19 protein-coding genes are annotated in these 23974 nt (G+C 37.0%); 17 read left to right on the top strand and 2 right to left on the bottom strand.

From position 1 onward, the window contains the following. Positions 1-91: 91 nt before the first annotated feature. The 12 genes from ACW6OJ_RS02375 (at position 92) to recA (ending at position 16234) form a co-directional block, all read left to right on the top strand. Positions 92-1108 (top strand): DHH family phosphoesterase, encoded by a 1017-nt coding sequence (locus ACW6OJ_RS02375; protein ID WP_314504464.1) that lies wholly within the window; start codon positions 92-94, stop codon positions 1106-1108. A 13-nt stretch (positions 1109-1121) separates the two neighbouring features. Then, on the top strand, positions 1122-2024 hold the full coding sequence (gene truB / locus ACW6OJ_RS02380; protein ID WP_456095694.1) for a tRNA pseudouridine(55) synthase TruB: 903 nt from the start codon (positions 1122-1124) through the stop codon (positions 2022-2024). A 101-nt stretch (positions 2025-2125) separates the two neighbouring features. Beyond that, positions 2126-3076, top strand: coding sequence for a bifunctional riboflavin kinase/FAD synthetase (locus ACW6OJ_RS02385; protein ID WP_456095695.1), 951 nt, complete (start codon positions 2126-2128; stop codon positions 3074-3076). A gap of 117 nt (positions 3077-3193) precedes the next feature. Continuing rightward, entirely contained in the window at positions 3194-3448 is a 255-nt protein-coding gene (gene rpsO / locus ACW6OJ_RS02390) for a 30S ribosomal protein S15 (protein WP_007790285.1), read from the top strand. A gap of 198 nt (positions 3449-3646) precedes the next feature. Beyond that, complete coding sequence (locus ACW6OJ_RS02395; protein WP_314497472.1) at positions 3647-4492, top strand: DegV family protein; 846 nt, start codon at positions 3647-3649, stop codon at positions 4490-4492. A gap of 88 nt (positions 4493-4580) precedes the next feature. Beyond that, positions 4581-6671, top strand: coding sequence for a polyribonucleotide nucleotidyltransferase (gene pnp, locus ACW6OJ_RS02400; protein ID WP_456095696.1), 2091 nt, complete (start codon positions 4581-4583; stop codon positions 6669-6671). Between the two features lie 144 nt (positions 6672-6815). Next, positions 6816-8927, top strand: a complete 2112-nt coding sequence (locus tag ACW6OJ_RS02405; RefSeq protein ID WP_456095697.1) for a cell wall-binding repeat-containing protein — start codon at positions 6816-6818, stop codon at positions 8925-8927. A 194-nt stretch (positions 8928-9121) separates the two neighbouring features. Beyond that, positions 9122-10387: a M16 family metallopeptidase gene (locus tag ACW6OJ_RS02410; protein WP_456095698.1), complete on the top strand. Its 1266-nt coding sequence runs from the start codon at positions 9122-9124 to the stop codon at positions 10385-10387. Then, positions 10387-12972: a DNA translocase FtsK gene (locus ACW6OJ_RS02415; RefSeq protein WP_456095699.1), complete on the top strand. Its 2586-nt coding sequence runs from the start codon at positions 10387-10389 to the stop codon at positions 12970-12972. The genes ACW6OJ_RS02410 and ACW6OJ_RS02415 overlap by 1 nt, the downstream gene beginning before the upstream one ends. Before the next feature lie 47 nt (positions 12973-13019). Next, positions 13020-14342, top strand: coding sequence for a 30S ribosomal protein S12 methylthiotransferase RimO (rimO, locus tag ACW6OJ_RS02420; protein WP_456095700.1), 1323 nt, complete (start codon positions 13020-13022; stop codon positions 14340-14342). A 17-nt stretch (positions 14343-14359) separates the two neighbouring features. Further along, positions 14360-14899 carry a CDP-diacylglycerol--glycerol-3-phosphate 3-phosphatidyltransferase gene (pgsA, locus tag ACW6OJ_RS02425; RefSeq protein WP_456095701.1) on the top strand — a complete coding sequence of 180 codons (540 nt, stop codon included), beginning with the start codon at positions 14360-14362 and terminating at the stop codon, positions 14897-14899. A gap of 288 nt (positions 14900-15187) precedes the next feature. Beyond that, positions 15188-16234 (top strand): recombinase RecA, encoded by a 1047-nt coding sequence (gene recA, locus ACW6OJ_RS02430; RefSeq protein WP_293428901.1) that lies wholly within the window; start codon positions 15188-15190, stop codon positions 16232-16234. A 230-nt stretch (positions 16235-16464) separates the two neighbouring features. Here the strand turns inward: recA and ACW6OJ_RS02435 are convergent, their stop codons facing one another. Together ACW6OJ_RS02435 and ACW6OJ_RS02440 are read right to left on the bottom strand one after the other, a co-directional pair. Next, positions 16465-17964 (bottom strand): IMP dehydrogenase, encoded by a 1500-nt coding sequence (locus ACW6OJ_RS02435; protein ID WP_314497453.1) that lies wholly within the window; start codon positions 17962-17964, stop codon positions 16465-16467. Positions 17965-18164: 200 nt separating this feature from the next. Next, positions 18165-18902: a metal-dependent hydrolase gene (locus tag ACW6OJ_RS02440; protein WP_456095702.1), complete on the bottom strand. Its 738-nt coding sequence runs from the start codon at positions 18900-18902 to the stop codon at positions 18165-18167. Between the two features lie 181 nt (positions 18903-19083). Here ACW6OJ_RS02440 and ACW6OJ_RS02445 point away from each other — a divergent pair, with 181 nt between their 5' ends. The 5 genes from ACW6OJ_RS02445 to ACW6OJ_RS02465 all read left to right on the top strand — a co-directional run bounded on the left by ACW6OJ_RS02445 (position 19084) and on the right by ACW6OJ_RS02465 (position 23797). Then, positions 19084-20754, top strand: a complete 1671-nt coding sequence (locus ACW6OJ_RS02445) for a ribonuclease J (RefSeq protein WP_456095703.1) — start codon at positions 19084-19086, stop codon at positions 20752-20754. Positions 20755-20940: 186 nt separating this feature from the next. Next, positions 20941-21573, top strand: coding sequence for a site-2 protease family protein (locus ACW6OJ_RS02450; protein WP_456095704.1), 633 nt, complete (start codon positions 20941-20943; stop codon positions 21571-21573). Between the two features lie 11 nt (positions 21574-21584). Beyond that, positions 21585-22337, top strand: a complete 753-nt coding sequence (locus ACW6OJ_RS02455) for a segregation and condensation protein A (RefSeq protein WP_456095705.1) — start codon at positions 21585-21587, stop codon at positions 22335-22337. Next, positions 22334-22867 (top strand): SMC-Scp complex subunit ScpB, encoded by a 534-nt coding sequence (scpB, locus tag ACW6OJ_RS02460; RefSeq protein WP_456095706.1) that lies wholly within the window; start codon positions 22334-22336, stop codon positions 22865-22867. Before ACW6OJ_RS02455 ends, scpB begins: the two co-directional genes overlap by 4 nt. 180 nt (positions 22868-23047) lie before the next feature. Beyond that, positions 23048-23797 carry an NAD-dependent protein deacylase gene (locus ACW6OJ_RS02465; RefSeq protein WP_456095707.1) on the top strand — a complete coding sequence of 250 codons (750 nt, stop codon included), beginning with the start codon at positions 23048-23050 and terminating at the stop codon, positions 23795-23797. The last annotated feature ends 177 nt before the right edge of the window (positions 23798-23974 follow it).

Raw genomic sequence — 23974 nt, forward strand, 5'->3', positions numbered from 1 at the left:
AATCACAATAAGCTTATATATCAAATTATATTGTCATATATATGATAATTGCTGTATAATAAAGAGTGGATTATGCTGAGGAGGTAGAAGGATGGCTGAAATTAAAAATAGGAGCCTGTCAGAGGAGTTCCTTATAGAAATAGATAAGATAATTGATTATATATTATGTAACGACAAATTTGTGGTGACTTCCCACATAAATCCAGATGGTGACAATATAGGTTCATCATTGGCTATGTGTGGATTCCTAGAAGCCCTGAATAAGGAATATATATATCTATTAGATGATGCCTATCCTAGTAGCTTGGTCTTCTTAAATAGGGAAGGGCTTAGGAAAACTTCTGACCAGGTACCTAGCCTAGAGGGGTATACTGTTATAGCCCAGGATTCAGGGTCTTATGAGAGAATATGTATGGATAAGGACCTGCTTGAGACTTCAAGGGGGATTATATGTATTGACCACCACCACACAAATGGGGACTATGGCTTTATAAACTATATAGATGCCAAGGCATCCTCTACATGTGAGTTGGTCTATAATATTATCACTAGGTATGAAGACATAAAGGCTAGGCCTATAATAGGTCCAGAAATAGGAACATGCCTTTATGCTGGACTGGTTACAGATACTGGAAACTTCCAGTATTCTAATACAGAACCATCATCCTTCTTGATGGCCGCCGACCTAATTGCTAGAGGGGCTAAAAAGCAGCTAGTAATAGAAAATATATACCAAAAGAATTCACCAGCCTATTATAGGATATTGGGTGAATGCCTAAATAATCTTGAGATTATTGATTCGAAAATATGCATAGCAATTGTTACCAAAGAAATGTTGGATAAGTACGGTCTCGAGTATGGAGATATTGATGCAATTATACCTTATACTAGAGATATAGATGGGGTTGAATTAGGAATATTTATTAAACAGAAAGAGATTGATGAAATAAAGGTTAGTCTAAGGTCAAAGTCATATATTGACTGTACAGAATTGGCAGCTGCCTTCGATGGTGGAGGCCATGTAAGGGCATCAGGCTGTACATTTAGAGATAAAAGCGTTGAAGAGGTTAGGAACATGCTTCTTGAACAAGCAAAGAAACTTTTTTAGAAGGTAGGATTTAATGGATAGAATTTTTAATATTTACAAGCCTGCAGGAATGACATCACATGATCTTGTCTACAAGGTGAGAAAAATATTGGGTATAAAGAAGGTCGGTCATACTGGTACCTTGGATCCTGATGCGGTAGGTGTATTACCTATATGTGTGGGAAGGGCTACTAAGGTATGCGACCTAATATTGAATAAGGATAAGACCTATGTATGTAATATGATCCTGGGCATTGAGACCGACACCTATGATTCTTCTGGTAATGTGGTAGAAGAAAGGGATCCATCAGGCCTTGTTGAAGAGGACATAATTAGAGCTCTTTATAGCCAACTTGGACCAATTGATCAGCTTCCACCAAAATATTCGGCCCTAAAAGTAAGGGGAAAGAGGATGTGCGACCTAGTAAGGGCTGGCAAGGGTGACCAGATTCAGCTTGTAGCTAGGAGGGTTGTCATAAAAAGGATTAATATACTTTCTATTGACCTACCTAAGCTTAGCTTTGAGGTAGAGTGTAGTAAGGGGACCTATGTTAGGAGTATCTGTCATGACCTCGGTCAACTGCTAGGAGTAGGAGGACATATGACAGGATTAATTAGGTCTAAAACGGGTATATTTGAAATAGATAAGGCAATTAGTCTTGAAGACCTTGAAAGACTCAGAGATGAGGATAAGCTTGAAGAAAATTCATGGTCAGTGGAGGATGTTCTTTCAGACCTGCCATATATAGTACTGAAGGATAATGCTGTTAAGTACTATTCTAATGGTGGTAAGATTGAGGATAGAAGATTTGATGACCACAGCCTGGATGAAAACTCTGACCTAGTTAGGGTATATTCTAAAGAGGGCTTTATTGGCTCAGGGCAAATTATTAGGCGGGATGGTCAGCTTATGGTAAAGAGTCATAAGTTTTTCTAGTGGGGCAAGCAGTGGAGACTTTTTGCCAATATTAAAATCGAAATAGAAATAATGCAGAAGATAGGTGCTTTATAATAGATTATAAAGAAATAGGTGATTTAATGATAGTTTTTAATAGTATAGAAGATATAGTTTTGGATTCAAACACATGTGTAACTATAGGTAATTTTGATGGTGTCCACTTAGGTCACCAGGAATTGATATCCAAGACAGTCAAATATGCTAAGGATAATAAACTGAAAAGTGTGGTGTTCACTTTTTCTAACCATCCAGTTAATTTTTTTAGGCCTGGATATGTAAAAAATATAATAAGTCAAGACCAAAAGCAGGCTCTAGTGGAAAGGCTAGGTGTTGATGTATACGTAAACGTACCCTTTGATGTAAGTATGACCCAGATATCTGCTAGGGATTATATTAAGAAAATCTTAGTTGACAAGCTAGGCACTAAAAAGGTTATTGTTGGCCATGACTTCTCTTTTGCTAGAAAAAAGGAGGGTAATCCTGAAAAGTTGATAGACTTTGGTAGGGAGTACAATTTTGATGTTGAAATAGTTACGCCTGTCCTATTAGATGGAAAGAGGGTGAGTTCAACTGACATTAGGGCTATGATAAGTAATGGTGATGTTGCTGGTGCTAAAAAGCTCTTGGGTCAATATTATTGTATAGAGGGTATAGTTGTAGAGGGTAGGCAGATAGGTAGGACTATAGGTTTTCCTACAGCCAATATAGACTTTGACAAGTCTATGGTAATTCCAAGAAGGGGTATATATGCAACTCTAGCTACTGTGGATGGAAACATTTACTGTGGGGCTACCAATATTGGTACTAATCCAACTGTTCACGGAAAAAAGGTGACAATTGAGACCTATATATTGGATTTTGACCAGATGATATATGGCAAAGAACTCAAAGTTGAATTTGTTGAGCATATGCGTGATGAGGTTAAATTTGAAAGTAAAGAGGATCTTATGAACCAGCTCAAGAAGGATGTAGCCTATGTTAGGGAAAATTATGTGTCATGTCTAAAATCGAGCATTGATAGGGTTAAATAAGGCTTGTATTTGAAAATATGATATGTTATAATAATAGAGGTTTAACCATGGCTCGGCAAACGAGGCTCCACTCCTTGCTTAGCTAATGGCGATTTTTAAATTTTTAGGAGGAAAGAAATGAATAAGGAACAAATAATCAAGGATTTTGGTAGAAAAGAAGGAGATACAGGTTCTCCAGAAGTACAGATAGCTTTACTAACAGCTAGAATTAATGAACTTAATGAACACTTAAAGGTTCATAAGAAGGACCACCACTCAAGAAGAGGTCTATTAAAGATGGTTGGTAGAAGAAGAAATCTACTAGGATATTTAAAGAAGAATGATCTAGAAGGTTACAGAGCCTTAATAGCTAGATTAGGACTAAGAAAATAATTTCTTTAAGCAGGTGTGATTAGTTTCATATCTGCTTTTTTACGTATATAAAAGACGTATATTATAAAAATAGCTAGAAATATGTTTTTCTAGCTACAAATTAAGCTTTGAAATCAATAAAAATATATATTTATAGGTGTCAATATGGTATAATAGATTATATTGACTTAATTATAAATAAGTTTAGGAGGTAGGACTTTGGACATAAAATTGATATGTGATAGTTTATGTGATATTCCCGATGAATTGTATGAAAAAGAGTATCTGGAAGTAGTCCCATTAACTTTGATATTGGATGGTAAAGAGTATAGAGATAATATAGACCTAACTAAGGAAGAATTTTATGAAAGAGCTTTGAAGTCTGACCAGGTGCCAAAAACTTCCCAGGCTACATATGTACAGTTTAAGGAAGCATTTGATAGGGCAATGGAAGAAGGCAAGAGGGTCATATGCATCACAGGAGCATCTACTAAGAGTGGTACCTACCAGAGTGCTGTATTGGCAAAAAATGATACAGATGGACCGATTCATGTGTTCGATACAGAACAGTTATCTTTGGGAGCAGGCCAGTATGTTGTAAGGGCATGTGATATGATAGATGAGGGGCTTTCTTATGATGATGTATTATCAGGTCTTGAAACTGTAAGAGATACCGTTAGCATCCTGTTTGCACCATCATCCTTTGATTTCCTAAAGAAGAGTGGTAGGGTAAACCTATCTACTGCAATATTGGGTAATATGCTGAGTATAAAGCCTATATTTATCATGGAAAAGGGAGAAATTTCCCTGGCAGCTAAGGTTAGAGGGGTCAAGAAGCTAGTTACTAAGCTAGTTGATATGGTTCTAGAGAAAAATGAAAAGTATTTGAGTGAGATTACAGTCATAGTTGGCTATGGGTCAAACCTTGAGAACCTTGCTAAAATTAAGGAAGAGATAGAAAAGAGACTAGAGGACAAGGTAAAGAAGATTGTCTATGCAAAGGGTGGTGCCTGCATATGCTCACATACAGGTCCGGATATAATTGCTATTAGTTATTCAAAGTAATTTAGAGGCAGCAGGACCTTGTCTTATTGGTCTGCCATTTAATTAGATAGTAATAATTGTTAAGATAAAGAAGTAAGAGGAGGAAACTATGTTCGAACATAGAATTTTTAAAACGGAAATCGCCGGTAGAACACTAACTGTTGAGATTGGTAAGATTGCCGAAATGACAAATGGTAACTGTATTATCAGCTATGGTGATACTATGTTAATGGTTAATGTGACTAAGTCAGCACAGCCAAGAGATGGGATTGACTTTTTCCCGCTAAGTGTAGATTTTGAAGAAAAATTGTATTCAGTTGGTAAGATACCAGGTGGATTTTTAAAGAGGGAAGGTAAGGCTTCTGAGAAGGCTATTTTGACATCTAGATTGATAGATAGACCAATTAGACCCCTATTCCCTGAAGGATTTAGAAATGACGTTCAGGTAGTTGCTACAGTATTGTCAGTTGAACAGGATTGCACTCCTGATATTGTTGCCATGTTGGGTTCTTCAATAGCCCTATCTATATCTGATATACCTTTCAATGGACCAACCGCATCAGTTTTAGTAGGTCTTGTTGATGGTGAATTCGTACTAAACCCTAACCAGCAGCAGAGGGAGGAAAGTGACCTACATCTTGTAGTTTCTGGTACTAAGGAAGCTATAATGATGGTTGAGGCTGGTGCCAAGGAAGTTGATGATGATATAGTACTAGATGCTATCCTTTATGCCCATGAGGAAATAAAGAAGATTGTTGAATTTATAGAGGGTATTGTGGATGAGGTTGGTCATGAAAAGTGCACAGTTCAACTACATCTACCAAGTCCAGAAGTTGAAGCAGCTGTTAATGAATTTGCTAGAGAAAAGATGAGAGAAGCAGTTAAGACAGTTGAAAAGATGGAAAGAACTGAAAAGATGGATGCTGTAAGCGAAGAAACTATGGCCTACTTTGAGGAAAAGTGGGAAAATTTTGATGAAGTTGCAGGAGATATAGAAGATGTCCTACATGCTATTATCAAGGATGAGGTTAGAAGCCTTATAGCAGACCACAATGTAAGACCAGACAACAGGTCTCTAGATGAAATTAGACCTATCTGGTGTGAGGTTGGTATGATACCAAGAACTCACGGTTCGGCTATATTTACAAGAGGTCAGACTCAGGTATTAAATGTAACTACATTGGGTGCTCTTGGAGATGTTCAGAAACTTGATGGATTAGATGAAGAAGAAAACAAGAGATATATGCATCACTATAATTTCCCAGCATATTCTGTTGGTGAAACCAGACCTTCAAGAGGTCCAGGTAGAAGAGAAATAGGTCATGGAGCCTTGGCTGAAAGAGCCCTATTGCCAGTAATACCTAGCAAGGAAGACTTCCCTTATGCTATAAGATTGGTATCAGAGGTATTGAGTTCTAATGGTTCTACATCTCAGGCATCTGTTTGTTCATCTACACTTTCGCTTTTAGATGCTGGTGTTCCTATCAAGGACATGGTAGCTGGTATAGCTATGGGTCTAATCAAGCATCATGGCAAGGTGGCAGTATTATCAGACATTCAGGGTATGGAAGACCACCTAGGTGATATGGACTTTAAGGTTGCAGGTACTGAAAAGGGAGTAACTGCAATCCAAATGGATATCAAGATAGCTGGTATAGATGAACCCGTACTTAGACAGGCATTAAAGCAGGCTAGAGAGGGTAGACTTCACATACTTGGAGAAATGAAGAAGGTAATTACTGAGCCTAGACCAGAGCTTTCTAAGTATGCTCCAAAGATTGTAAAGATGATGATTGACCCAGACAAGATAAGGGATGTAATTGGACCTGGTGGAAAGATGATCAATAAGATTATTGATGAAACTGGTGTTAAGATTGATATAGAACAGACTGGTGAAGTATTTGTTGTAGGTGTTGAACAGGATATGATAGACAAGGCCCTAGCAATGATTGAAGAAATAGTTGCAGAGGCTGAACCAGGCAAGATCTACAAGGGTACTGTAACAAGAATAGAAAAATTCGGTGCCTTCGTTGAAATACTACCAGGTAAGCAGGGCTTACTACATATATCTCAGATATCTAAGGAGAGAGTAGCTAAGGTTGAAGATGTTTTAGCTATCGGCGACCAGATAGAGGTTTTAGTAACTGAAATAGATGACAAGGACAGGATAAATCTTTCAATAAAGGCTATTAAGAGATAGTTTAGATTATAGTTCATTAAAGTCAGTGTGAATAGATTTTGCACTGACTTTTTCATGTTTTTGCCTGGGGTCTTCTTCTAGTCCCTTCATTATGTGAATATCTGTAATAGGACCAGACCTATATAAGTAAGTTGGGAGGTAATTATGACTATGAGAATAACCTATAATAAGCCTAGTAATACGAGGGCTTGTTGTAATAAGAGGTATACAATATCAAGTAATTTTAATATGAATGCTGAAAATATTAGACTTTTGTCAACTAGGATACTAAGAAGAATCTTAGCAAGTACTGTACTAGCAGGCCTTATGGTATCAGGTATGTTTGCTACAGGCCATGCCCTTGAAAGGCTGGCTGGTAAGGATAGGTTTACTACGGCTGTTGAAATATCAAAGAGGATGAATGCTGATAATGGGACTATAATAGTAGCAAATGCCAGGTCCTATGTAGATGCCCTTTCTGGGGGAAGCTTAGCTGCTGCCAGCCAGGGGAGGATACTATTAGTCGAAAAAAATGCCATACCTAGCCATACCTTGGATGAAATCGAAAGAGTTAAACCAAGCAAGATCTATATACTAGGAGGTTATTCATCTGTATCGCCTACTATAGAGAATGACCTGAGGATAAGGGGCTACGATATAATCAGGATAAGTGGTCAGGATAGGTACCAGACATCCGAGAAGATTGTCGATGAGATTATAGATAAGTATGGGGCTGAGGGCTTGTGTCTTGTATCAAACGAGATGGATGCTATTTCGGCCTGTGCATATTGTGGCGGCAAAAAACCAATCTTACTTATCAATAAGTCAAAAGCCAGTGACCACATAGGGATAAAGTATGAAAAATTAAATAAGTTTGCCATTGGTGGTAGAAATTCTATTGGCCAAGATCTTTATAATAGGCTCGGTTTAAAGAATAGGATAGCTGGTAAGGATAGGTATGATACAGCTATTGAAATTTCGAAGCTTATAAGTGGAGATAAGGCTTATATAGCTTCTGGCCAAAACATAATAGATGCCCTTTCCTTGGGGCCACTTGCCTACAAGGATGGGGCAGGAATTATACTGACTAAGGTATCTGGTATTGATAAGACATATGAATCATATATAAACAATAAATATAAGGAAATAAATTTGGTCGGTGGACGAAAATGGGTACCTGATAGTTTATTTAAATCAAAGGTGTCAGGCGAGACAAATACAGGTGGGTATACAAAGCCCCCGACAAATAATAGGTCCTCCTATGAATACTGGGACTACTATAACCACTATGACAAGACTATACTATATAGCCAGGACCAGCTAAAGGAAATTAACCAAAAAAATATATCTAGATCAAAATACCTAAACAAACTAGAAGACATAAAGGGCCAGTATGGCTTTGTAGCAAATAGGACAGTTATAAGGGAGGGTCCAGGTCCTATGAATTCCTCAGATAGCCAGGACCAGGGGGCCTTAACAGGCCTATTCCCATGGGATGAGGTCGTAATAGTCGGATACAACTCAGACAAGACTTGGGCAAGAGTATATTGCCTTGACTACACTGGTTGGATTCCAACTAAAAACATAATGAAGGTGACAAAAGAAGAACTTTTGGCTAATAGAAATGTAGATTTTGCTACCTATATAAACAGACAAAAATCAATATCCGGATATACTATAGATATGGGTACTAGGATGCCAATTATTTCGGAGGATGCTAGTAGCTATAAACTTGCAATGCCTCTTGCAGGGGAAAGTTATAGGACAAGTACAATTAGTCTAGATAAGTTCGAGGTTACTAAGTCATATCTTGACTTTAGTCAGGCCAACCTAATCAAGCAGGCTTTAAAGTTTCAGGGAGAAAACTATGGCTGGGGACATAGCAATAATGCAAGAGACTGCTCTGGCTTTATCAGGGATGTTTACAGGTCTTTTGGTATAGTTATTGCTAGGGATGCAGGTCAGCAGGCTATGGATACAATAGGAACTTACATAGACCTTAGTCAATATACTAGTAGGGCTTCAAAAGAGGCTTTTCTAATAAGGCAGAAGCCGGGAATTTGTATGTATATGCAGGGCCATGTTATGATGTATTTGGGCAAGGATGCAAACTCTAGACCAAATATGGTACACCAGTATGGCTATGCATTTGTAAATGGAAGGAAAACAGGAGTTTTTAGAAATGAAATAACTGATGTTGCTAAGCAGGTAAGCTCATCTTCAGCGTTTATAGATTATGTAACGTCAGGACGTGACTTTACTAGCCTATCTTACTAGTTTTATAGCGGGACAAGGGGAGACCTGATGGGGTATTATATACATAAATCAGGGGACATTATTTGCTAGTACATTTTTAATTAAGAAAACTATGTTAGAATAATACTGGAGTTAGACATATTTTGACTGTCAATATCTATGTCAGCCGATAAAATTGCGATTTTGTGATTATAATATGTCGATAAGGAGATAGGATGATAAAATACAAGACATTGAAAAATGGATTGAGGATAGTAGCTGAGGAAATACCCTATGTTAGGTCGGTATCAGCGGGTGTTTGGATAAATGTTGGTGCCAGGATGGAGCTAGGATATCCAAGAGGTCTAGCCCACTTTATAGAGCATATGCTATTTAAGGGAACTGAGACAAGGTCCTCTAAAAAAATATCTAATGATATAGACTATTATGGGGGATTTTTAAATGCTTTTACTAGTCATGACCATACATGTTACCATGTAAAGATGCCCTATAACCATATATTGGAGGGCCTTGATGTCATAGGGGACCTACTAACTAGTTCATTGTTTCTAGAAAGCGATATAGAGAAGGAAAAGCTAGTAATTAGGGATGAAATCAAGATGTATGAGGATTCGCCTGAAGACTACCTACGTGAGAAACTCTTGAAGAGGACCTATTCTAATAGGGGAATCGGTAGGTCAGTATTGGGTAGTGTAGAGTCCTTAACAGAAATTACCAGAAATCATATATGTCAATTCTTTGCAAGATACTACATACCAAATAATGCTGTGTTGGTTATGAGTGGAAATTTTATTCTTGAAGATATAGTTGAAAGGCTAGAGGAGATATTTTCTAAATGGGCTCCTAGAGAGATTTCAATATCAAGAGAGGAACAAGATTTTAAGCCTCAATACTATATAGAGGATAGGGATGATGAACAGTCAAATATCGGTATTATATTCCCTTGTCCAAGCGACAATAATTATAAGGATTTTATTGGAGTAAAGCTATTAAATAATATTTTGGGTAATTCTACCAGCTCTAGGCTCTTCCAAAATATAAGAGAAGATAGGGGACTTACCTATAATATAGCTTCCTATGATTCTTTTTACGTAGATTATGCAGAATTGGGTATATATTCAAGCATGGCTGATGATAACCTATACCAGGTATATAAGCTGATTATGGATGAAATATATAGTATGAAAGAGGATTATATCAGTCAGGATGAACTAGAATTTGCCAAGGAACAGTACAAGGGTAGTGTTCTTATGAATATTGAAGACACAGAGGATAGGATGCTCCTAATTGGTGAGTATGAAGTTAATGACAAGAGACTCCTTTCTGTTGATGACAAAATGGAGATTGTTGAGTCAATAGACCTAGACTATATGAAAGGTCTTATAGATAAGATATTCGGAGGTCCTATGTCTCTTGGAGTAACAGGAAGGTCAGCGACTTCCCTGATTGGTCAAATTAAAGATTTAAGTGAGGTGAAATAATGCCTAATAAAAAGAGTAGGCAACCTAGTAGGAGGTCAGGACCACCTGCCAAGCTTGCGAATAACAATAAAAAAAGAAAACAGAATAAAAAAACAAAGACTGGTCTTAGGATAAATGGCGAATACCAATACCTAATTTTAGTATTTATTGGGCTTTTCTTTGGCTATGGTCTGATGTCAGGTTCAAGTGCCTTAGTACCAAGGGTTATACAGCTATTATGCAAGGGTATGTTTGGTGGCCTAGCCATACTAATACCTTTTACTATGGTAATCATGGGTATTGCAGGTATCCTGGAAGGTAATGAGAAGATAGATAGGTTTAAGAAGACGAGAATATTCTATATATTTGTGTTTTACATTGTAATATACTATGGTCTAATCAACTATGCGAGGACACCATCAGAAAGTCCATTCAGCCTTGATATGATACAGGACATAGTCAAAATGGGTGTTTCTAGAGAGGGTGTAGGTCTGCTACCGTCTATATTGACCTACCTACTTAGCCACCTGTTAGGTTTTGTCGGTGCATGGCTCTTAACTATATTTGCAACAATACTGACAATCCTTTATTTCTTTGAGATTTCAGTCAAGGATATTATAGCCTATGTCAAGAATCCTAAAGATTCAAGTAACATTATAAATAAGATTAGGATTAAGCTTGGCAAAAAGGCCAAAATTGACGGTGTAGATGACAAAACTATGCTAAATGAGACTGGCTTCTTTGAAAAAATTAGAGATAAGTTCCATAAGGATGTAGAGGAAGATGACTACCAGGATGATGCTGCTGCTGATGATGATGATAATAAGACTATAAAGATAGTTGGCTTTAATAAGGCTGAGGATGACTACCTAGAGATTCTCGAGGGTACCCAGGGCCTATCTGATCTAGAGATACTTCAGCAGATGCAAAATGAAGAACCTCTAATAGATGGTCTGGTTACCAAGGAGGATGATGACCTATCAAATAAAAGGCCTAATAGGTTACTTCAGCTGGATGATACCGAAGAAATATTGGACCTAGACAAGGACTCTGAAAATATATCTGGAGGAACTAGCCTACCTAAGAGGAGGATGGCTGGTCTGACAGAAGATGTCAAGCTTGGTCATATCCAAACTAGTAAGACCTACATAGAAGAGGATAATAAGCTGATCCAGGAAAATGAACATGAAAAATTTAAAAACTATAAGATGCCACCTATTTCACTATTAAATAAGGTGTCTGGTGGAGGAGATAAAAAATCTAAGCATAGGGTCCTTGAAAATGCTCGTAGACTGGAAAAGACCTTGCGAGATTTTGGTGTAGATGCTAATATCAACCAGGTGACTGTAGGACCTACAATTACCAGATATGAAATTCAGCCGAGTCCAGGGGTCAAGGTGAGTAAAATTGTAAACCTAACAGACGATATTGCCCTTAGTCTTGCTGCCAAGAGTATCAGGATGGAGGCCCCAATACCAGGTAAGAGTGCCATAGGTATTGAGGTTCCTAACGATGAATCACAGATGGTTAGCATTAGGGAAATAATAGATAGTGATGAGTTTAAGAACTTTAAATCGCCCCTGGTTATGGGCTTGGGTAAGGATGTCGCCGGTAGAATTATAGTTGGTGATATAGGCAAGATGCCTCACCTTTTAATAGCGGGATCTACAGGGTCTGGTAAGTCGGTTTGTGTAAATACACTTATTACCAGTATCATGTATAAGGCCAAGCCTGATGAGGTCAAATTGATGTTGATAGACCCTAAGGTAGTAGAGTTAGCCAATTATAATGGTATACCACACCTATTGGTACCAGTTGTAACAGATGCGAAGAAGGCGGCTAATGCACTTGGATGGGCAGTGAGTGAAATGAATAGAAGGTATAAGCTATTCGCTGAAAACCAGGTCAAGGATATCAGCTCCTATAATGAAAAGTCTGACGACCCACTACCTAAGATAGTCATAATTATAGACGAGTTGGCCGACCTTATGATGGTTAGTGCAAATGATGTTGAGGACCATATCTGTAGGTTAGCCCAAATGGCCAGGGCAGCGGGTATGCATCTTATTGTTGCAACCCAGAGGCCATCAGTTGATGTAATAACAGGTGTAATTAAGGCCAATATACCATCAAGAATTGCCTTTGCGGTTTCGTCACAGACAGACTCTAGAACTATAATAGATATGGGTGGTGCAGAAAAGCTACTAGGTAAGGGAGATATGCTATTTTACCCTCTAGGTGCTGCAAAGCCTGTGAGACTTCAGGGAGCCTTTATTTCCGAGGCAGAATCGGAGAATATAATTGATTATGTCAAGAAGGAAGCCGGTGAGATTTCATATGCGGGCGATATAGAAGAGTCTATTTCAAGTATTAATACTGAGAGAAGCGGCGATGAAGATGAGCTGCTTTATGATGCGATTGGCTTTGTTGTAGCAAGTGGTCAAGCTTCATCTTCAATGTTACAAAGAAAATACAAGATAGGCTTTAATAGGGCTGCCAGATTAATTGATAATATGGAAGAGAGGGGCATAGTTGGCCCTAGCGAAGGAAGTAAGCCAAGAAAGGTATTGATTAGTCAAGAGGACCTTTCTGGCATGGAGGACTAGTAGCTTTTATGCTACTAGTCTATATAGTGAGATATGGAGGATGTAATTTGAAGATAGCATTGGAATCATTAGGATGCTCAAAAAACTTGGTTGATGCCGAGATAATGTTGGGTATCCTTAACAAAAATGGACACCAGCTAGTAGGAGACTATAATGATGCTGATATAGTGATTGTCAACACTTGTGGCTTTATAGAATCCGCTAAGCAGGAGTCAATTGACTCTATAGTCCAGTATGCTAACCTTAAGAACGAGGGCAGCCTTAGTTACCTGCTAGTATCAGGCTGTCTAGCTCAGAGATACCCTGATGAACTTATGGAGGAGATACCAGAAATTGATGCAATAGTTGGCACAGGATCATACCAAAATATAACTGATGTAGTTGAGGATCTGACTAAGAGGGATGGTATAAGGTTGATTGAAGATATTAATTTCAGCTTTAATGAGGACCTACCTAGGTATGTATCCACTCCGGACCACCTGGCCTACCTAAAGATAGGAGAAGGCTGCGACAACCATTGTACCTATTGCATAATACCAAAACTAAGAGGTAAGTATAGGTCTAGAGATATTGAAAGCCTATTAGAAGAGGCTAAAAAACTCAAGGAAGCAGGTGTCAAGGAGCTAGTAGTAATAGCCCAGGATACGAGTGTATACGGAAGAGACCTATATGGAAAGCCTAACCTGGCAGGTCTTTTGGAAGGGCTAGCACAAATTGATTTTGATTGGATTAGGTTTATGTATTCCTATCCAGAGGGTATAAGTCAGGAGATTGTCGATGTAGTTGCCAAGTATGATAATATATGCTCATATTTTGATATACCTATGCAGCATGCAAGTGATAGGATACTTAAGCTTATGAATAGGAAGACTAGTCGTCAGGAGCTCAAAGAAAAGGTTGATATGATAAGATCAAGGATTCCTGATGCAACAATAAGGACTACCTTTATTGTAGGTTTCCCAGGTGAAGGAGATGAAGATTTTGAAGAGCTTATAGACTTTGTAGAGGAAATGAAACTTGATAGGATGGGGGCCTTTACCTATTCGAGGGAAGAGGATACACCGGCTGACAAGTTAGATGGACACCTAAGTCAAGAGATAAAAGATGAACGTCTACAGAGGCTAATGATGGTTCAGCAGGTTATTTCAGAAGAGCTTAACCGCAAAAAGATTGGAAAAATCTTCAAGGTCTTGATTGAAGACCAGGTTGATGATAGCCTATATATAGGCAGGACCCAATGTGATGCTGAAGATATTGATAGTGTCATATATGTAGAATCAAGACAAAATCTTGAAATAGGAGATTTTGTAAATGTAGTAGTGAAAGAAGCCTTTGAATACGACCTTAAGGGTTGTCTAGAGGATAACTAGTTTAAGAGGAGGATGGGATGAATTTACCTAATAAATTAACAGTTTTTAGAATATGTATGGTTCCACTTTTTATGCTCTTTATCTACTTGCCTATTCCTGGCAAATACCTAATTTCTTTAATTATATTTGCCTTGGCAGCAATCACAGATGCTCTGGATGGTAAGATAGCTAGAAAGTATAATTTGGTGACTGACTTTGGAAAGTTTATGGACCCTTTGGCAGATAAGCTACTAGTAATAGCGGCCTTAACCTGCATGATAAAGCCAGGTCTGGTACCAGCTTGGATAGTTGTAGTTATTGTTGCCAGAGAACTAGCTGTAAGTATAATGAGGGCTATAGCAGCTGCGGATGGTAAGGTAATAGCAGCTGGTAATAGCGGCAAACTGAAGACTGTAACACAGATGTTGGCTATTGTATTCTTGTTATTGGGGGCCTATACTGATGCTAGTATAATCTTAAAAATAGGAACAATACTAATATACATAGCAGCTATACTTACCCTATATTCGGGATATGAATATTTTTCAAAGAACAAGGAATTATTTGAAGACAGATAGACAGTATGATATTATAGCGATGAATTTAAGATATGAATCGTTTCTACATAGCTAACTATATCAATAAAATTATGGTTAATAGAGAATAAGGGTGCTTTTTCTTTATGTTTTTATAAAAGTGCCTATAAAGATTTAAAGGATGACAGCCTATCTTAGTAAAGTTTGATTTTTCAGTTTAAACAAGGAAAAAGAACAATTGTTCTTGACTATGTCAACTACTTATTATATAATAAAGCTATAAGAACATATGTTTAATCGACATATTTAATTAATGGAAAGGGTAATGATATGACTATTGATAATAATAAAATGGAGGCTCTAAATGAGGCCTTAAAGAAAATCGAAAAAGAACACGGTAAGGGATCTGTAATGAAGCTTGGCGAAACTTCAGGCTTAGATGTTGATTCTATACCTACAGGTGTAATAGGCCTAGATATAGCAGCTGGAGTAGGTGGTCTGCCTAGGGGAAGAATAATTGAAGTTTATGGACCAGAATCATCAGGTAAGACAACTGTGACTCTACACTGTATAGCTGAAGCACAGAAGAGAAATGGTATAGCAGCCTTTATAGATGCAGAGCATGCTTTAGACCCAGTTTACGCTAGGTCTCTAGGGGTAGATGTGGATAACCTTATAATTTCTCAGCCTGATACAGGTGAACAGGCACTTGATATAGCAGAATCACTAATCAGATCAGGAGCAATTGATATACTTGTTATAGACTCTGTTGCGGCACTTGTACCAAAGGCTGAAATTGAGGGAGATATGGGAGATTCACATGTAGGTTTACAGGCCAGACTTATGTCACAGGCTCTTAGAAAGCTTACTGGATCTATTAAAAAATCAAACTGTGTTGTTATATTTATCAACCAGTTAAGAGAAAAGGTTGGGGTTATGTTTGGAAACCCAGAAACTACTACTGGTGGTAGAGCCCTTAAGTTCTTCTCAACTATGAGAATAGAGGTTAGAAGGATTGATTCTATAAAGCAGGGTGATAAGATTCTAGGTAATAGGACTAGAATAAAGATAGTAAAGAATAAGGTTGCTCCACCATTCAAGCAGATAGAGTTTGATATTATGTACGGTACAGGTATATCTAAGTCAGGAGACCTTCTAGATGTGGCAGTAGGTATAGATGTTATAAAGAAGGCTGGTGCTTGGTATAGCTATAATGATGAAAAAATGGGACAGGGTAGAGAAAACTCTAAGAACTTTCTAGAAGAAAATGAAGATATAGCAGCTGAAATAGAGGCTAAGGTTAGAGAATACTACGGACTTCCAGTAGATGGCACAGACTTAAAGTCTAGTTCTGAAGAAGAGCAGATGCAGTTTTAATCCTGCCAACTCTTATAAGTTATAAATAATAAATAGCATAGCCTTGCTAGTGACAAAGTCTTTAAATAAATATTTAAGACTATATTGCTAGCAAGGCTTTTTTATTCTTATAAAAATGGCCAGGATTTATTTAATGAAATAAGAACCTGACCAAAAGGATATTTTACTCAATAATTTATTTTGTAATAGCCTATAGGAAATCAGAGAAATCAAGTAAGCTAGAATCTATACTAAAGATTTCTATTATCCTTTAGTAATACGTCGTGAGCTCCACCCTCAACAATAGAAGTAGAAGATACAACAGTCAACTTGGCCTTTTCCTGTAATTCAGGTATTGAAAGGGCACCACAGTTACACATAGTTGATCTCACCTTTGATAGAGTAAGACCAACATTGTCCTTTAATGAACCAGCATATGGTACATAAGAGTCAACACCCTCTTCAAAAGAAAGTTTCTTGTCTCCACCTAGGTCATATCTCTGCCAGTTTCTAGCTCTAGCGGAACCTTCACCCCAGTATTCCTTCATATAAGAACCGTTTATATTTATCTTGTTAGTAGGAGATTCATCAAATCTAGAAAAATACCTACCCAACATTACAAAGTCAGAACCCATAGCGAGTGCTAGAGTTATATGGTGGTCATAAACTATACCACCATCTGAACAAATTGGAATGTAGATACCAGTTTCTTCATAGTACTCATCCCTAGCCTTGGCAACATCTATAACTGATGTAGCCTGACCACGACCAATGCCCTTTTGTTCTCTTGTTATACAGATAGATCCACCTCCGATACCTATCTTGATAAAGTCAGCTCCAGCTTCAGCTAGGAACCTAAAACCTTCCCTATCAACAACGTTACCAGCACCGATCTTTACAGTTTCACCGTAATTTTCCCTTATCCAAGCAATCGTCCTTGCCTGCCATTCTGAATGACCCTCAGAAGAATCTATACAAAGGATGTCTACACCTGCTTCTAATAGGGCAGGAACTCTTTCAGCATAGTCTCTAGTGTTGATACCTGCACCAACTACATATCTTTTAAGACTATCATGTAGCTCTAAAGGATTTTCCTTGTGAGAGTCATAGTCTTTTCTAAACACCATATATACTAGTTTCCCTTCATCATCAACTATTGGAAGAGAATTTAGCTTGTTGTCCCATATAATATTGTTTGCCTCCTTTAATGTAACTGTCTTAGGGGCAGATACTATCTGATCAAGTGGTGTCATGAATTCTGCAACCTTTGTATCAGGTGACATTCTACTCACCCTATAGTCCCTACTAGCAACTATACCTAGTAGTTTTCCATTAGCAGTTCCATCATCAGTTATGGCAACTGTTGAGTGTCCAGTTTTTTTCTTTAGTGCAAGTATATCTGCTAGGGTGTTTTCTGGAGTTAGGTTTGAATCACTTACTACAAAGCCTGCCTTATGCATCTTTACTCTTGAAACCATAGCTGCCTGACTTTCAATTGACTGAGAACCATATATGAAAGATATACCACCTTCTTTAGCAAGGGCTATAGCCATATTGTCGTCAGAAACAGCCTGCATGATTGCAGATACTAGGGGTATATTCATCTTTATAGCGGGTTCTTCACCCTTCTTGAATTTAACTACTGGTGTCTCTAGACTAACATTTGCCGGGATACAATCTGCTGATGAGTAACCTGGTACTAATAAATACTCACTAAATGTTCTTGATGGAGTATCGAAATAAAAAGCCATTAATTATCATCTCCTTATAAACTAATACTTATTTTCTAGACTTAAATGTATTTTAAACTAATAAAACATTTGGTACAAGAGTCTATAAAGGCTCAAGATACCTAAAGTCAATAACATATGAATATATTATAACAAATTTTATTGGCATATAAAAGTGAATAATAGAAATATACCAAACAAAATATTATAAGTTAGTAAAACTAAAACATATTGGTCAGAATCACTACCAATAGGACTGCCAGGACCAGTATAAGAACAGCCTCTACAATATTGCATATAAGAGACCCAACTTTTAGGTTAGCATATTTATAGTATTTTTCACTAAAGGGAAGAAAGAGTGGAACCCCCCTCTTGGTTGCCATATCTAATACTAGGTGGCTAGAATAGGCAATAAGGGCAGGATAGGCAAGGCCCGAAGGACCACCACCTCTCTCTAAAGAGGTGAATACTATAAATATAAGTATAAGGGCAAGTAGGCTATGACTAGTCCCCCTATGCTTAAGAAGGGGGTAGGTAGCTATCATAAGTGTAAATAGTGTATAGCCCATATTAAAATCATGCAAGTACATGCTAGCCCCTATAAGAAAGAATACAGCAGATATTACCAGTGAACGAACCAGATTAGAGGTAAGCCATCTGGATACTAATAGGGTCATAGCTAGGGCAAATATAGTTGCAATATAGAGGTTTAAGCCCGTTTTAAAATACATGTAAAAGGATACAATAGCAAATAAAAATAGTAACAAGGAATGTATATTCTTTGTTGTATCCTTACTTATAAACTTGTTGAGTACATTTGAATTTGCCTCATCTATATCAGACATAACTGAACATACCATGGCAACAGGAATGGTTAATGGATTTATAGTTAAACCACATAAGATTGAAATTTCTAGAGTGGCCAAAGTACCAGCTATTAAGTGTGTTCTGCTCCTCATTTATTAACCTTTCTATGAAAAATACTAATTAAGTTATATGCTTAATTTGTTTAATAAATTATACCATAAAAAGGGTCTTGATGCAGATAATTGTAAAAAAGTATTTTAAAAGAGGTTTTTTGTGGTATTATAGTATATAGATGTTTTGTGTTCGTGAAAATAAAAGTAAAGGAGATAAATTTTGGCAAAAAACAATAATGATAAAATAAAGATTATACCACTAGGCGGAATTAATGAAATCGGAAAAAACATGACCGTTATAGAGTATAAGGATGAGATTATAGTAATTGACGCTGGACTAAGTTTTCCAGAGGATGAATTACTGGGTATCGATATAGTGATACCGGATATTCTTTATCTGATGAGGAATATAAACAAGATAAAAGGTATATTTATTACACATGGTCATGAGGACCATATAGGGGCCATCCCTTATCTATTAAAGAAGATTAACGTACCTGTTTACGGTTCACCACTTAGTATAGAGCTAATTAGAGTAAAATTGAAAGAACATAGAATAACAAATGCTAAGCTGAATATTGTGGGACCAAGGCAGCAGGTTAAGCTAAAGAATATGCAGGTTGAGTTTATTAGGGTAAACCACTCTATACCAGATGCTTATTCTATAGCAGTACACACTAACCAGGGTGTAATATTCCATACAGGTGACTTTAAAATAGACCTGACACCTATTGATGGACAGATGATGGATATACATAGGATATGTCAGATTAGTGATGAAGAAGGAATTCTTCTTATGATGGCCGACTCGACTAATGCAGATAAGCCTGGTTCTACAATGTCTGAGAAGAGTGTAGGTGCAGGCCTTGATGACCTATTTAAGAGGGCCCAGGACAGTAGAATTATAGTTGCAACCTTTGCATCAAATATACACAGACTTCAGCAGATAGCTGAGGTTGCCAAGGTATATGGAAGAAAGGTAGCTGTATCAGGAAGGTCTATGGTAAATATTTTAGGTGTAGCCAAGGAACTTGGCTATTTGAGTACAGATGAACACATAATAGACCTTAATTCTATCCATAAGTACAAGGATAACGAATTGGTTATAATAACAACAGGATCCCAGGGAGAGCCAATGTCAGCCTTGGCAAGAATGGCTAACTCAGAACACAAAAAGGTAGAAATTAAGAAGGGTGACCTAGTTATAATTTCTGCACATCCAATCCCTGGAAATGAAAAGACTGTATCAAAGGTAATTAACTTCCTACTGGAGAAGGGGGCAGACGTTGTATCAAGTGATATAGCTGATATACACGTATCTGGACATGCTAGGCAGGAAGAATTGAAATTGATGCATGCTATAGCTAAACCAAAGTTCTTCTTACCAGTTCATGGTGAATACAAGATGCTTAAAAGGCATGCTGAATTGGCCAAGCAGGTAGGAACAGACCCTAACAATATATTTATAATATCTAATGGAGATATTCTAGAAGTTGACAGGAAGTCTGCTAGAAAGAATGGACGAGTTCCATCAGGTAGGGTCTTGATAGATGGTCTTGGAGTAGGAGATGTTGGTAACATAGTCCTAAGAGACAGGAAGCACCTATCAGAAGATGGCTTAATGACTATAGTAGTGACTCTATCAAAAGAAGATGGAAGAATACTAGCTGGTCCAGATATCATTTCAAGAGGTTTTGTTTATGTAAGAGAATCTGAAACCCTGATGGATGGAGCCAAGGACATAGTCTTAAATATCTTCAAGCAGTGTGAAACGAAGAAGATTAAGGAATGGGCTTACATCAAGAACACTATCAAAGATGAATTGAAGGAGTACTTGTATGTTAAGACTAAGAGAAATCCTATGATACTACCAATACTTATGGAAGTATAAGAATACCAAGCTAAGATAAAAGTGAGGCTTTGCCTCACTTTTTCTATATAGGCAAGCATTTTTAAAGGTAAAAATGTTATAATATATGATAGGATACAGTAGACTTGTAAAGGAAGTCCTTATTAAGTATTACTTACTAAGACATATATGAATTTACTGTATATCTTATGAGAGGAGTGAATATAGATGAATTTGAGTTTTTTAAATAGCGTGCCTGAATTCTTTTCTACAATTTTAGGAATACTATTTGCTATATCTATACATGAGTTTGGACATGCATTTGTTGCATATCTAAATGGAGATGATACAGCTAAGAGGGCAGGCAGGATGAATATAAATCCTATGAGTCATATAGACCCATTCGGTATACTAATGATGTTTTTGGTTCACTTTGGTTGGGCAAAGCCTGTTCCAGTAAATCCATATAACTACAAGAATGAAAAACTTGGTAATATTACAGTTTCCTTGGCTGGTATTACCTTTAATCTTATATCAGCCTTTATATTTGTCATGATATATAAGTATTCTAGTCAGTGGCAAATATTGGGCTTCGTAGACCAGGAGTCTATGTTGATGGTAACTAGGTCCCTAGTCATGTATAATGTTGGATTTGCAGCCTTCAATATATTGCCTATACCACCACTTGATGGATGGAGTCTTTTATCCACCTTCTTGCCAAGAGAACTTGTTTATAGGGCATATGAATACTCAAGATACACATTTTTGTTATTCGTATTTTTGATAATGACAAACATATTAGGCTTTATATTAAATCCTATTTATTCAGCTTTTTTTAACCTAGTAACGATATTTATCTAGTGGGGGGTAGTATGGATTATAGCATACAAACAAAAAAATATGAGGGGCCAATGGAGCTCTTATTTGACCTTATTAGCAGGAACAAAATAGATATTAGAGATATATCGATAGTGGAAATCACTAACCAATATATGGAATATGTAGACCATGTTAAGTCCATAGATATGGATCTGGCAAGTGATTTTATTATGATGGCCACAAGGCTTTTGGAAATAAAATCCAGATATATTCTCTATGTAAAGGACAAGGGAGAGATCGAGCAGGACCCTAGACAGGAATTGATTGACCAGATTGAGGAATATAAAAAATACAGACAGATAGCCGAAGAAATCAAGGATAAAATCAAGGAGTATGATAACAGGTTTTATCGTCAAGAGGAAGAACTTGAACTTGAGGAAGAAGATGATAATCTTGACCTTTCAAGGATAAATCTTGACGAAATTGAGATCCTACTTCCTGATTTATTTAAAATACTTGACCAGGTTAAAAAGAATGACAAGGGACTAGAAAAAAATCCTAACTTGAAAAAGATAGTTGAAAATAGGACTATATCGGTTGAGGACAGAATAAAATCTCTTAGGTCTAAGATTAGGGAAGGAGAGAGACTTAGTTTTATACAAAGTCTAGAGAGCCAGGATAAGAAGGAGGTTATAGCCAGTTTCTTAGCCATGCTAGAGCTTATAAAATTAAAGGAAATTGAAATTATCCAGGACAAGAAGAATAAGGACATAATTATTATTAAAAGGGAGGGCAGGAACGAGTGAGAAGAAGCCAGATAAAAAATATAATAGAAGCCATCTTATTCTCATATGCAAAACCTATCAGTATTGAAGAACTTAATATGGCCATAAATGAAGAGCTATCTCCTAGAGAAATAGAACTAATGCTACATAAGTTGATAGAAGAGTATAAGGAAAATGATAGGGGTGTACAGATTATCAAGATAGAGGACAAGTTCCAGATGTGCTCTAATGAAGAATATGCTCCCTATATTAAGAAGTTGGTAGAGCCGGGAAAGAAAAGGTCCCTAAGTCAGGCTACCCTTGAAACCCTTATAGTCATTGCCTATAAACAGCCTATTACGAAAAATGATATTGAGGCAATTAGAGGAGTCAAGTGTGATAAGGTGCTGAAAACTCTTTTAGACAACGACCTTATATATGAAGCTGGTAGGTTAAATAAGACTGGTAAACCAATTATATATAAGACCAGTCAGGAATTTTTAAAGCTTCTTGAAATTGAGTCACTTGGAGATTTGCCTAAACTAGATGATGATAAGAAATATGAAGACTAGGCATAATATGTCTTGTCTTGCTAGGTAAGTGTTTAGAATTTGCAAAATAAGGTTAATAAATTTAAATTATGTTATGGGAGAACCTATTAATAAAATTATTTATATGAAATAAAAAATTTAAACTTGTATAAAATATAAATTTATAATTTTAACAAACTTATAGTTTAAGGGGGAATATCTATGGGAAATTTGCAAGAAGAGGTTCTAGCTCTTAGAGATATGATTAATGATTCTGACAATATAGTGTTTTTTGGAGGGGCAGGAGTTTCTACTGAGTCGAATATACCAGATTTTAGAAGCTCTGATGGACTATTTAGCAAGAAGCTAAATAAGCACTTTAGCCCTGAACAGCTAGTATCACACAGCTTTTATATTCATTATCCCGAAGACTTCTATGAATTTTATAAAGATAAGCTGATTTATCAGGATGCTAGACCCAATAAGGCCCACAAGGCCTTGGCCAAGCTAGAAGAAATTGGTAAGCTAAAAACTGTTGTAACCCAAAATATAGATGGTCTCCACCAAATGGCTGGTAGCAAAAATGTATTAGAGTTACATGGAAGTGTTAATTCAAACACCTGTCAAACATGTGGATATAATATGAACTTAAAGGAGTTTCTTGACCTTAAGGGTCTAGTTCCTAAGTGTCCCAAGTGTGGAGGCTCTGTCAAGCCAGATGTAGTCCTATATGAAGAATCCTTAGATGATGAAACTATAATGGAGACCATAAAGGCTATATCACAAGCAGATATGTTGATTGTTGGTGGAACATCCCTAGTAGTATATCCGGCTGCAGGCTTTTTAGACTACTTTAAGGGAAGGTATATAGTCTTGATAAACAAGGCAGAAACTTCATATGATAAGAGGGCAGACTTAGTAATAAATGAATCTATAGGAAGTGTTTTAGACCAGGTGGTAAAAGACCTATAAAACAGTAAAAGACACCTAATTTCCAGTAAGGAAATGGGTGTCTTTTAAAATGGCTCTATGTCAAATAACGTTGGTGATAATTTAAATCAATAAAATCTATTAAATTATGCGGCAGCATCCATAGCAAACTTATAGCTATGGATGTTGCCTTTTTGTATCTTATACCTTTCCATTAGC

The sequence above is a fragment of the Peptostreptococcus sp. genome, assembly GCF_977045075.1.